Here is a 13272-nt window from a genome sequence, read left to right on the forward strand (position 1 = left end):
TTAACAAAATTTCACGGCAATAGAATCGTTAAGAACAAGATTTTTCAGGCTCTCTCAGCCATGACTGGCATCTTTCCCTTATCTATGGCTGGTTAGCACGATTTTTGTCTAGTTTATGCGCAACTTATGTGAAAATACTATCATTTGCCCTTATGTTTTCTGATTTAGCAATCTTGAATAAAATAAACAGGAAAGTTAACTAACACTGACTTTTTAAGAATCTTATCCTCAAAAATCTCAATCACCTTACCGCTCATTCTTTGTATTTTCTCCTTATTATAGAGATTAATGATATATACGATCTAACTATTTGCAAATCTTTATTATTTTATTTTTATAGTATGTTTCTTTGCAAGTTTGCTATGATGCCTGCTATAAGCAAAATAAATGATCGAGCCTATAGCCAGCCAGACAATCAATCTAAGCCAGGTAGAGAATTCAAGGCGGATCATCATATAGCCGCAGGAGATAATTCCTAAGATAGGTGTTATGGGTACAAATGGGCATTTAAATGCTCTTGGATGATGTGGGTCCTTAATACGCAGAATGATAACGGCGGCACAAACGAGACAGAATGCCAGAAGTGTTCCAATGTTCACCAGTTTTGCGATCTCTTCTATAGGAAAGCAACTGGCGGTAAGAGCAACACAGGCGCCAACAATGATGGTAGATATATACGGCGTCCCGAAACGAGGATGGATGGCAGCGAAGATTCGTTCAGAAAGGAGACCATCCCTGGCTATGGCCCAGAATATACGTGCCTGACTCATGAGTAAGACCAGAAGCACGCTGGTAAGTCCTGCCACGGCTCCAACCGAAATGAAAAAGGATATTTTCACCAATCCAAAACGCATAAAGGCATCTGCAAGAGGCGCATCGATATTTATATCTTTATAATAAACCATACCCGTGAGAACTGCGGTGACGGCAATATATAAAACGGTACAGAGTACCAAAGAGGCAATGATACCAATGGGTACATCTCTCTGCGGATTTTTAGCCTCCTGGGAAGTTGTTGAAACGGCATCGAAACCGATATAAGCAAAAAACACGTAGGCGGCGCCTGTACCAATGCCGGCCATACCGTAAGGCGCAAAAGTATCCCAACTATTTCCCCAATTATCGCCTTTTACATAAAACCACCCGGCAAAAATTACTAATAATATTACCAACAATTTTACGGTAACAATGATATTATTAAACCGGGCGCTTTCTCTTATACCAAGAACGAGCAGGGCAGTAATGACGACAATGATAAGTGCGGCAGGAAGATTGAATACAATAGGTATTCCATTGAAATAAGGCACGTTTTGAGCAAATAATTCTTTCGCCTGATGAGATAATGTCCAGTAATCACTGGTAAGCCATGGGGGAATATGTATTCCAAAAAGTCCTAGTAATTTTAAAAAATAATGCGACCACCCGACAGCTACAAGGCTCGATGCAAGGGAATATTCAAGGATGAGATCCCATCCTATAATCCAGGCAAAAAATTCACCCAATCCTGCATAGGCATAGGTATAAGCGCTGCCTGCCAGGGGAACCATTGATGCGAATTCGGCATAACAGAGGGCTACAAAGATACAGGCAAAGCCTGAAAGAACGAATGAGAGAATCAAGCTGGGCCCCGCAAATTCCTTTGCTGCTAAACCAGTCAAGACGAATATACCAGCGCCAATGACAGCGCCAACACCTAAGGCTGTTAATGAGACAGGACCTAATACCCGTTTGAAGTGGTGATGATCAGATTCTCTGGAAAGATCGTGCAATGTTTTTTTTGCAAATAGCCTTCTCATTTTACGTGGAAATTTCCTTTCATCTTCTGAGTTTATTTCGGTTTATCTACATGCCCCTTAGTCCCCGCTTTTTGGGGGAAGGGTTTTATTCTTTTAGCGTATGAATATATATTTTTAGCGCTCTATACTACCTCTATGATGATCTGATTTCCATCTATTTTATGGTAAGATTTTGACAGGATAAACAGGATTTACAACACGCAGGTAACTTTCAACTAAGCTGCAAGTGTTGATGAAAATGAAGACTGTATTGTGGCTTTTTCTTCAGAGAATACTGTTATAGACGTCTGGAGGGTATACTGATATTGACCTAATCTTCTTCCATGATAATATTCCTCGATTTAATGTCGTATCTTTTCAGCATACGTTGCAGATATTGACGCTCTATTCCGCTCTCCTTTGCTGCATAGGTTACATTTCCATTGGTTTTACTAAGGATATTTGTTATGTATTTTATGTTAAAAGAATCGATTGCCTTTCTCCTCGCCTCTTTGTAAGGCCGGGCAAATAGTGCATCTCCCGTAATCTCATCCTTTTCTTCTTTTTTTACCAAGGGCAAGATTACCTGTACCGATATAATATCTTCATGTGTCAAAGTGATTGCTCTTTCTATGATATTTTCGAGTTCACGGACATTACCAGGCCAGTTGTAATGGTAAAACTCTTTCTCTACTTCAGGGGAAATTCCTTTGATCTGTTTGTTTTCTTTTTTATTGTATTTCTCGATAAAATGTTTTACCAGAAGCGGGATATCCTCTTTTCTCTCTCGTAATGGCGGCATTTTGATATTAATTACGTTTAAGCGATAATACAAATCCTCCCGGAATTCTTTTTCCTGTACGCCCTTTAACAGATCTTGATTTGTTGCCGCAATAATCCGCACATCAACTTTTTTTGTAACAGTATCCCCAAGAGTAATGAATTCTCCTTCTTGTAAGACACGCAGTATCTTCGCCTGAACCGATTTTGGAATGTCACCGATTTCGTCCATAAACAAGGTACCGCCATCTGCCTCTTCAAAGAGACCTTTTTTGTCTTTAATAGCACCGGTGAATGCGCCTTTTATATGACCGAATAATTCACTCTCCAGGAGATTTTCTGATAGGGTAGCGCAATTGATCACTACGAATTTTTCATCTTTCCTGTTTCCCGTAAAATGAATTGCCCTGGCAACAAGTTCCTTTCCTGTGCCACTTTCACCCGTGATCAATACAGTAGCAGTGCTAAAAGCTACGCGAGAGATCATGTCCAGTACCTTGTGTATTTCCCTTGAACTGCCTACAATCTTTTTTAACCCATAGACCTTTTCTAATTCCGAGTGGAGGTACTTGTTTTCTTCAATAATCTTTTGTTGTGCAACCAGGCGGTCAATGTTGAGGATAATTTCATCGAGATTAAAGGGTTTCGTAATGTAGTTAAATGCCCCCCGTCTCATTGCCTCTACAGCGGTTTCTATTCCGCCGTAGGCAGTCATGATTAATACAGAGGAATTATACATTCCTTTAACCCGTTGAAGTAATTCTAGTCCATCAATGCTTCCAGGGAGTTTCATATCTATGATAACAATGGAGAATTCCTGTTTTTTGAGCTCATCAAGCGCATCTTCGCCGGATTCTGCCGTTTTAACAAGGAAGCCACGTTCTGTTAATGCATTCTGCAGTACTTTCCTATATCCAATTTCATCATCAACAACCAGTATTTTTGTGCTATTCACCTTCACGGAAAACTACCTAAAAAGGTTTATAACTTAACGACACGTATATCGTGTTCTTTTTTTGATTTCAGGGGTAAAAATATTTTAAACATCGTTCCTTTTCCGAATTCGCTATCTACCTCAATGCTGCCATCGTGCATTTTTACAATACCATAACTGATACTTAAACCCAGTCCTGTCCCTTTTCCGTCTTTTCTCGTGGTAAAAAAGGGATCGAATATTTTCTTCAATTCGTGTTTATTAATACCCACCCCTGTGTCTTTTATAAAAATTTCCACAGATTCCTTCTCCGGATGGAAACACGACCCTACCGTCAGCATACCCTTTCTATGTACTCCGGCATGTTCAATATTTCCTCCGGATTCTCTCATGGCAAAGACCGCATTATTCGTGATGTTAATGATAACCTGCTCCATTTGACGGGCATCCATCATAATATCGGGGATATGAGGATCTAAGATACGGATTACTTCGATCTTTTCTTTCCGATACTGTTTCTCTACAATATTCAGGACATTATCTATAAGGGTATTTACATTGGATAATCGCATTTCAGGTTTCTTTTGTCTTGAAAAGTCCAGCAGGCCACTGATTAAATCTTTGCATCGTATAGATTCCTTTACCGATCCCTCCAGGTATTCATACAGGAAAGATCTTGTTTTGCTAATAGCATTATATGTTTCAGTTAACTCGTTGCAGTTTTTATTTAAATCATCGATAATGTACATAAGTTCTTTTTTTAACGTATCCTTTTCCAACGTACCAGATGTTTTTTTGTCCAGGTAAGCAACAAGTCCGTTGAGTCGTCTTGTATCTTCTGAAATGGGAAGAGTGCTAACGTGTTGAAAGGCATTCGTAACCCTTTCAAAAAGCTTCAGGCTTTCTGTACTGTAAAGATAGATTACTCCAATTGGATTATTGATCTCATGGGCAATTCCGGCTACTAGTTGACCTATAGAAGCGAGTCTGTCAGATTGTACGAGCTTTTGCTCTAACCTTCTTAATTCTGTTACATCATTGGCAACCCCTAGTATACTGATTAATTGACCTTCATTATTTTTTACGATGGATGTACTGAGTAATACATTTCGAATGTTCTTTTGTTTGTCTAATATCTCAACCTCAAATATTTTCCTAAAACCATGGTAAATAAGCTGATCTACATTTTCCTGCCGTTTATCAAAGAGGATGGAAATCAGCGGTTGGCCGATTAGCTCTTCTTCATCATAGCCCCATTCTTTAATCTTTGGGTTGATAAAGGTGAAATTTCCCTGAATGTTTAAGGTAAATATTAATTCATTTGCATATTTTAAGATATTTTCTAAATATTCCTTTCTTTCCTCAAGATCAGCCTTTAGCTTGAGTAATTTTTCACGGGCATCCTGAATATCATCGGCCATGTGGTTAAATGAGTCTGTAAGCTCCCCCAATTCATCTTTTACTTGTGTTTCTACCCGGAAATTTAAGTCACCTTCTGCTATTCTTTTCATCCCTTTAACGAGAAGGATAATAGGATTGATAATTCCTCTCGAAATAAACAATGAAATAAATACTACACCAATAATGCATATGCCTACAACAGTAATAGCCCGATACTTGAATCTGGAGATTGGGAAATATGCCTCTGATTCGTCTGTTTCAACCAATAAAACCCACTGCATTTTTTTTAAATACCGTGCAGCCCCAAGCACCTGTTTTCCCATATAATTTCTATATACACCCACGATCTCTTTTCCAAAGTTATGTGCGGCAGTTACAGGAACTGTAGTAACCGGCTGGGATAAAATTGCATTTTCCTTGAATCTCGAATTGGTAATCAACAGATGGTTTTTATTTACAAGATATGCTTCACTTGTCTTGCCTCTTCTCAGGAACATACCCGTGTCTTCTTTCCTATCAAGCCTTTTCCCTGTTGTGATTTCATTTAATTTGTTTGCATTAAATCTTATGACGAGTACACCAAGAAACTTCCGGTTTCTTTTTTTTAAAATTGGGGCTGCAAAGGCTATTGAATATTCTCCTGTATTCTCGTCCGTGTAGACATCTTTTACATAGGGTCCTTTCTTACCATAGGTAAAATAATCTGTGCCAGATTCGATTTTACCGATACTATTTTTATTGCTCGATGCTACAATAATTCCTGCCCAGTTTAAAACAAAAGTCTCGTGAAAATCTTTATTGAGACTTGTTTTATATACCATGTAATCGTTAAATCTTTTGACGACATGCTTGTTATCTGGCGCATGATTTAATATCTCTAAATGCTTTCGGATAAACTCATCGGATGCAAAAAACTGTGATGAGTATTCACCTGCATTGAGTATCGTTAGGATATGATTTTTGATTCCCTCTGCAAGGAATGCCTCTTCGTTAAGGAGCTCGCTTTTAATGGTTTCCCGCGCATACCGATAGGTAAGAATGGCAACCATGATAATAGGTAAAATAGATAATAGCAAAAACCAGCAGAGTAATTTTCTGCCAATACCGCTAAAAAGATTTACCCCTTTTACCATAGTGTAGTTTTCAGAATTGAGAAAATGGCGAGGTTAAAGTTTAAATTACATAATTCTACTATACTCTATAGCCAACATCAAGCTGCAAATACGTGAGCTGTATAAATTCTGAAAGCGCTGATTTCCTTTTTAATTTTTTATTGACAATGTTTTTGCTTTTATGTATAAATCAGCCCTTATACAAGACAGTTTCAAAATTGCCAAGAACGGATATTGAAAGTAAGCAGCTCACGATATTAAAGTTTGATTTATAATTATAATCTTCCTATCTCTTCCAAAAGGTAAATTTTGAAAAGCAGCATTTGCATCACTTGAAGCTTCTTATGGAAAAGCACGTCAAATTGTAAACCTGATAATACCTTTTCTTTGGAAAATGCAATAATCAAAACTTTGGGAAAGCCAAAGACTAAAAATTAAATTTCCATAGCATCTTAGAAATCAATACAATTCTCCATAACTTTGATACTTACATATCAAAAAATAATTTTAAATAAGAAGGGAGATAGTATGGCACAATAATTCATTTGTTACGCATGAATAAAATACATTTATTTTAATTAAGCGCTTAGGCTTGTTAAAGGAGGGGAAATAGTGAAAAAAAAATTAATCTTATCTGCTTTTGCTCTCGTAGGTTTTATCTTGGTTTTACAAAGCAAGGTAATTTTTGCTGCTAATGGTGTAACTGATACAAAGACTACCGTAGAAAAAACCGTGGATCCAATTAATGTTATTTCTAACGCAAGTCATGTGGCAAACGGGATAGCGTTAAGAAACAAAACCTCAGGTTGGATTCCTTTGAGAGGTGTTCCAGATGGTAGTACTGTTGTGAAGGCTTTTCTTTACTGGAATTTTTCGGATACTAACGCAACAGGCCTTGGATCCGTAGTAGTATTTAACGGTAATCGAGTAAATGGCATCAAAAGAGCTGATAGCGCTGACCCATGTTGGGGGTTGACGGGAAATCATACCTATAGGGCAAATGTAACTCCATTCATACCGGCAAACAATCCAAATCAGGATTATGAAGTTGTTATTAATTTTAATGGAATAATATCAACCACAGGTCAAAACCCATGGGCTCCAACGGAATCCCAGACAAAAAGGCTTGAAGGGGCGACACTTATTGTTGTGTATAGCAATGCGTCTACCTCCGGCAAACAGGTACGTATCTATGATGCGCTAAACGGTTCAGAATTTTCAGGGAGTGCGACATTTACCCTGACACATCCAGCCTTATCCGGCAGTGGGCTTTTCACCATGTGCGGCGCCGATGGACAGCGTGGTTCCGGGCATGATACTCATGCTAATACATCCAATGAAAAAACGACCTTTAACGGCACACAGGTAGCTGGTACTTCTGTTGCCGGTGGCGACTGGGACGGGAGTACAGGTTTGCCATTACCTCAGCTTTGGGATGTTCATACACATGTAGTAACATTTAGTGGAACATCTTCTATTGTTGTCTATACAGCAAAAGATCCCAATGCTGCAAATCTTGACTGCCTTGTTCCTGTAGTATTTGTATTAGAAAAATAAATTTACTTTAATCTAAGTGCTTAAGTCTCTAAAGGAGGGGAAATAGTGAGGAAGAAATTAATCTTATCTGCTTTTGCCTTGATAGGTATTATGCTGATTTCACAAAACAAAGTAATTTTTGCCGCTAATGGCGCGACAGATACAGGAGTACTATCTTTAGCCCTTGAGCCAAAACTTCCTAATGAAAAAACAATTGCTCCAAGTGTTACCATTTCTAATGCCAGTCATGTTGCAAATGGAATAGCGTTGGCAGATAAAACCTCAGGCTGGATTTCTTTAAGAGGAGTTCCAAATGGTAGCACTATCGTGAGGGCTTTTCTTTACTGGAATTTTTCGGATACTAACGCAACAGGCCTTGGATCCGTAGTAGTATTTAATGGTAATCGTGTAAATGGCACCAAAAGAGCTGATAATAGTGACACATGCTGGCAGTTCATTGGAAATCACACCTATAGGGCAAATGTAACTCCATTCATACCGGCAAATAATCCCAATATAGACTATAAGGTTGTTATTAACTTTAATGGAACAACAACAACGAAAGGCCGAGATTTAATATCTGCAGATGTTATTGGCGCAAGAATGCTTAAAGGCGCAACGCTTATTGCCGTATATAGTGATGAGTCTACCACTGGCAAACAGGTACGTATCTATGATGCGCTTAATGATTCGAAGTTTGATCATACCGGGACATTTACTTTCACCCATCCAGCCTTATCCGGTAGTGGACTTTTTACCATGTGTGGGGCTGATGGGCAACGAGGGGGTTATCTCAAACCACATGAAAATGAATTTAATTTATCCAATGAAAAAACGACCTTTAACGGTACACAGATAGCCGGTCCGCCTCTTGTTACCAGTGATTGGGATGGGAGTACAGGTTTGCCATTACCTCAGCTCTGGGATGTCCATACACATCCGGTAACATTGAGCGGCACATCTTCTGTTGTCGTATATACATCGCCAGATACCGATATACGCGTTACGGCAGATTGCCTTATTCCTGTGGCGTTTGTATTAGAAAAATAAGCCTAATGACTTTATTATGCTAAGACTGCAGATACATAGATTCTTCAAGTCTTTCAAAGAAGTATAAGAGATTAAACAATCAGTAAAACGATAAGAAATGGGGTCACAAAAAATGACAGTGGCCCCTTTTCCTTTTCTGTATATCAATTCTATTTCTTTCCGGAACTTCCTTTAAATATCTCCTTCTTTTCCTCTATCTTTATGAAGATTATAAATAAGGATGAACTACTTGCTTCTCCAGGGGATAAGGATTCTCTATAAGATCATATGAGTGAAACTTGAAAGATAATGAGTGATTTTGTTATTATTAAAAACAGGTTATATCTCCTAAAAATATATTTTTTATAAGAATTATTCATAATAGCACGTATGGATAGTCATGCTATGAACTATTATAAAAATATCTTCAAGAGTATTAAAGTACAGCTTATTTGCTGCATTTGTTTCCTGACTACTGTGCCATTGTTGGTGGTTTGTATTATGGAATATTACAGTGGCAAGAGTGCTATAGAACAAAGAGTCGTTGAACAGCTTACCTCTATTGCTGATTTAAAAAAGAATGAGTTGAGCAGTTGGCTAGAAGAGCGATTGACAGATACTTCGATAATTGCCCGCAATAAAGTGCTTGCTGCTGCGGCAACCAGTCTTTTACAACAAAGGCGAAGATTTGAAAGTGTTGAACAACTGATAAGTTCAGAGGCAGGCCGGATAAATTACATAAGAATTTTAGATAATCTTCATATCCTGAAACAATTTTACAAACATTATAATATTATTTCTATTATCGATGGTGCTAATGGAGAGGTTGTCATCTCAACATATCCCAATATCATTGGCAAAACTCTGCATTCATTCGACGACTATATTGATATCCTTCAAAAAAAAGATGTAGCAGTAAAGGATATTTACACCTCTGAGCTTACCGGACAAAATTATATGACGTATTTTTGCCCTGTATGTATGACGGATACTGTTACCCTTGAGAGCAGTGATATTATCATTGGTATCATATTGCTTGATGTTAACGTCAAAAATAGTATTGAACCACTGATTCGTAACTGGCCTGGAATGGGAGATACGGGAGAAACGCTCCTGGTAAGGAGGAGCGGGGAAGACATCGTTTATTTAAATGATCTTCGTCATAAGCAAGGAGCAGCCCTGAAATTCACGAGCGCTATCCATTCTACTTCAGATATCCCATCGGTATTAAGTTCTGATGGTAAAGAGGGGATAAAGGAATCTATGGATTATAGGAATACCAAAGTGCTTTCTGCCTATCGGCATATTCCCATTCTCAAATGGGGACTCGTGGCAAAACAGGATATAACAGAGGCATTTGCTCCGGTTGAAAAACTAAAGACCCGTGTTATTGCTCTGATGGTGATTTGTATTACAGTAGTTGTTGCTATTGGTATCTCACTTACCAACCGAATCACAAAGCCTATACTGCAATTAGCAGAAGGGGCAAAAGCTATTGCTGCCGGAAATCTTAATCATCGCATATCAATTATCTCCCAGAATGAAGTTGGTCTTCTTGCCCGGGAATTTAATCAAATGGCAGTGAAGTTAAAGGAATCATATTCAAATCTTGAGCAAAAGGTGGAAGACCGGACGGCGCAATTATTACGCGCAGAGCGCCTTGCGGCTGTAGGTGAGCTTGCGGCTGATGTAGCTCATGAGATCAATAATCCATTGGGAGGTTTACAAAATTTTGCCAGTATGCTGGGAAATGAGCCTGAAAATATCTTCCAGACAAAAAAATATTCCGCTCTCATGCTGGAAGGACTGAAACGAGTTGAGATAATAGTAAAGCGGCTTTTAACTTTTTCCAGGCCGTATACTCTTTGTGTATCCAAAAATAACATTAATACAATCATGAAGAGTTCTATTGAGTTTATAGAGCATAGAATTGAGCCTGATCATATCTTTATTCAGAGAGAATTGAATGAATCTCTTCCTTTTTCTTATGTAGACGCTGACCATATCTCTCAGGTATTTATTAATATCATGGTTAACGCTATTGAGAGTATGCCAAACGGAGGAACACTTACGATAAAGACCGATATTTGCAAAAAACATACAGCATGTGTTACGGTTTACATTATTGATACTGGATGTGGTATCCAGGATGAGATTACGAATAAGATATTCGAACCGTTTTTTACTACAAAGAATAAAGAGGGTGAAAAGGGGCTGGGCATGGGATTAGCTGTTTCAAAAAGAATTATAGAAGATCATTGTGGAGAAATCCATGTTGAAAGTAAGGTAGATAAAGGAACCACGTTTATACTATGCCTCCCTTGCTTTAAAGAAGAATAGTGGTACATCTATTATGAAGAGTAGAGTGCTCGTAGTTGATGATGAAAAACTTATACGTATTTCCCTTGAAGATAAGTTGGTGAAAGAGGGATATAAGGTTACTTCTCTACCAAATGCTATTGAAGGTCTTAAAATATTGCAATCCACAAGCTTCGATGCAGTAATAACCGATTTACGCTTACCTAAGATGGATGGTATAGATTTCCTGAGAGAAGTAAAAAAAGCATATCCGGATATTGTTGTCATCCTTATGACTGCTTATGGTTCCATTGAAAATGCTGTTATAGCTATGAAAGAAGGGGCATACGATTATGTCACCAAGCCATTTTCCCTGGAAGAATTAATTATCAAACTCCAGAAGGCGCTTAGGCACAAAAATATGATTGCAGAAAATACCCTGTTGAAGCAACAAGTTCTTAGCCAGTATGGGTACGACAATATTATAGGAAAAAGCGAGGCTATGAAACAGGTGTTTGAGATTATCAGTACCGTATCTAATCGTGATACTACGATACTTATCCAGGGCGAAAGTGGTACCGGAAAAGAACTAATAGCCGGCGCAGTCCATTACAATAGTAATCGATGCGATATGCCTTTTGTAAAACTGAGTTGCGCTGCCTTAAATAGAGAAATTCTGGAGAGTGAACTCTTTGGACATGAGAAAGGCTCTTTTACAGGGGCAATAAAAACAAGGCGTGGACGTTTTGAATTAGCTGATGGAGGCACTATATTTCTCGATGATGTGGATGATATTCCCTTAGAAATGCAGGTCAAACTACTCAGGGTACTCCAGGAACGGGAGTTTGAGCGTGTTGGAGGAGAAGAGACTATCCCTGTCGACGTCCGTGTCATCTGTGCAACAAAAAAGGAACTGAAGAAATTGGTACAGAAAGGTCAGTTTCGAGAAGACCTGTATTACCGGCTTAATGTAGTTACTATTCATCTTTCGCCACTGAGGGAAAGAAAAGACGATATACCTCTCCTCGTAAATTATTTTATGAAAAAATATGCCATACGGCAACGTGTTGATGTTCAATCAATATCACAAGAGGCGCTCAATTTACTGTTATTATATAATTGGCCTGGGAATATCCGGGAATTAGAAAACGTTATTGAACATGCCGTGGCATTTTGTTCTTCTCGTACCATTATACCGAAAAATCTTCCCATAAATGTAGTGGAGGGAAATGCACCCTCTGGCATATTTCCTATCGAACTTTCCACGATTGATTCTATTGATTTACAAGAAACCCTCGGTGAGGCAGAAAAAAAACTTCTCATCTGGGCATACCAAAAGACACAGGGTAACCAGGTGCGTATGTCTGAGATATTGCGTATACCTCGCACAACACTTCAAAACAAGCTTGCAAAATACAATATAACAAAACTCTGCTTATCTGCCAGCGAATGGGCGCAATAATGCCCATATTTAGGCATTGTCCTAAGTGTAATAATTACAAGGTTTAATACAAAATTAATTCATCCGATAACCCCCTATCAGACTTATCATCGTCAAATGTAAAATTTTCAATTTTTCGTAAAGAAAATTTTAAACATATCTAAGTTCTTTTTTTAATGATATTTACGTTTATATTATTTGAGTTGATATATCTTGGCATTTCCATTGCTTACTATTTCTTATAACTAAGGTAAGTGCGGAATTCTTAAGTAGATACTCTTAAAATTTATACATTTTAACCTATTGGTTTTCCCGCTTCTTTAATATTTGTCATTACCAGTACGTATGCTGGCAATAAAAGCGTAGCGCAATTCAGTGTAATTACTTGCTATGTCTGGGATGACAATAACGGCAAAGTTATTTTTGTAAATTATTATAAATAAAAGGAGGTGATTCTGGAAAGATATTTACATGAAGATATAGAAGAAGAGAGTAGTCTGGATTTTTTATGGTTAGTTAATTGTTAATTTTGGAATTTTTACATTGCTTAAGGAGGCTCAGTATGTTTACGAAAACAGTAAAGATCGGCTTAGTTGCAGTCCTTGGGATAACCGGGGTAGTAACAGCCGGTGAGATAATGGCGGGGACGCCACAGGTAATAGCAACGATACAGACAGGGCCTGAATGGGAGCCGCTTCCCAGAGGTGAGCGTTACAAGGAGAGTATGCATGTGCGAGTTGTCATTACGAAAGAGGTCAGACAACCGGACTCATCTGGGATTTAGGAGATGAAGGCTGGGGAAGCTGGAAGAATGTAAAGTATATCCGTGGCGGTAGATATTTACCACCCTTCAGACATGAGGGATTTACGGGGCATCCGGATGAGATCGTAGGGGCAACAAGCTCACTCGACAGGGTATGCGGCAGAGACCCTGGATTTGTGTTCAGGAGCGAGAACTTTTCACCG

At 38.5% G+C, this 13272-nt stretch carries 9 protein-coding genes; 5 read left to right on the forward strand and 4 right to left on the reverse strand.

The window, feature by feature from the left end; genetic code table 11:
• Window positions 1-323: 323 nt before the first annotated feature.
• From FBQ94_RS16600 to FBQ94_RS16610, 3 genes are all read right to left on the reverse strand, one after another.
• Window positions 324-1796 carry an amino acid permease gene (locus tag FBQ94_RS16600; protein ID WP_007220189.1) on the reverse strand — a complete coding sequence of 491 codons (1473 nt, stop codon included), beginning with the start codon at window positions 1794-1796 and terminating at the stop codon, window positions 324-326.
• A 310-nt stretch (window positions 1797-2106) separates the two neighbouring features.
• Entirely contained in the window at window positions 2107-3516 is a 1410-nt protein-coding gene (locus FBQ94_RS16605) for a sigma-54-dependent transcriptional regulator (RefSeq protein ID WP_007220188.1), read from the reverse strand.
• 20 nt (window positions 3517-3536) lie between these two features.
• Complete coding sequence (locus FBQ94_RS16610; RefSeq protein ID WP_007220187.1) at window positions 3537-6023, reverse strand: PAS domain-containing sensor histidine kinase; 2487 nt, start codon at window positions 6021-6023, stop codon at window positions 3537-3539.
• Window positions 6024-6614: 591 nt separating this feature from the next.
• Here FBQ94_RS16610 and FBQ94_RS16615 point away from each other — a divergent pair.
• From FBQ94_RS16615 to FBQ94_RS16635, 5 genes are all read left to right on the forward strand, one after another.
• Window positions 6615-7559, forward strand: a complete 945-nt coding sequence (locus tag FBQ94_RS16615; protein WP_007220186.1) for a DUF3344 domain-containing protein — start codon at window positions 6615-6617, stop codon at window positions 7557-7559.
• A gap of 45 nt (window positions 7560-7604) precedes the next feature.
• Complete coding sequence (locus FBQ94_RS16620) at window positions 7605-8588, forward strand: hypothetical protein (protein WP_007220185.1); 984 nt, start codon at window positions 7605-7607, stop codon at window positions 8586-8588.
• Between the two features lie 384 nt (window positions 8589-8972).
• A complete protein-coding gene (locus FBQ94_RS16625; protein WP_040543155.1) occupies window positions 8973-10907 on the forward strand; it encodes an ATP-binding protein in 1935 nt (644 codons plus the stop codon).
• Window positions 10908-10920: 13 nt separating this feature from the next.
• Window positions 10921-12327 carry a sigma-54-dependent transcriptional regulator gene (locus FBQ94_RS16630; RefSeq protein ID WP_007220183.1) on the forward strand — a complete coding sequence of 469 codons (1407 nt, stop codon included), beginning with the start codon at window positions 10921-10923 and terminating at the stop codon, window positions 12325-12327.
• Window positions 12328-12868: 541 nt separating this feature from the next.
• Window positions 12869-13090, forward strand: a complete 222-nt coding sequence (locus FBQ94_RS16635) for a hypothetical protein (RefSeq protein ID WP_285442278.1) — start codon at window positions 12869-12871, stop codon at window positions 13088-13090.
• On the opposite strand, the gene FBQ94_RS16640 is transcribed toward FBQ94_RS16635, so the two are convergent.
• Window positions 13062-13272 (reverse strand): hypothetical protein (locus FBQ94_RS16640; protein ID WP_285442279.1); only part of this gene is annotated, 211 nt, incomplete at its 5' end. The genes FBQ94_RS16635 and FBQ94_RS16640 overlap by 29 nt on opposite strands.

The sequence above is a fragment of the Candidatus Jettenia sp. AMX1 genome, from assembly GCF_030263775.1.
In the GTDB taxonomy this organism is placed as follows: Bacteria; Planctomycetota; Brocadiia; order Brocadiales; family Brocadiaceae; genus Jettenia; species Jettenia caeni.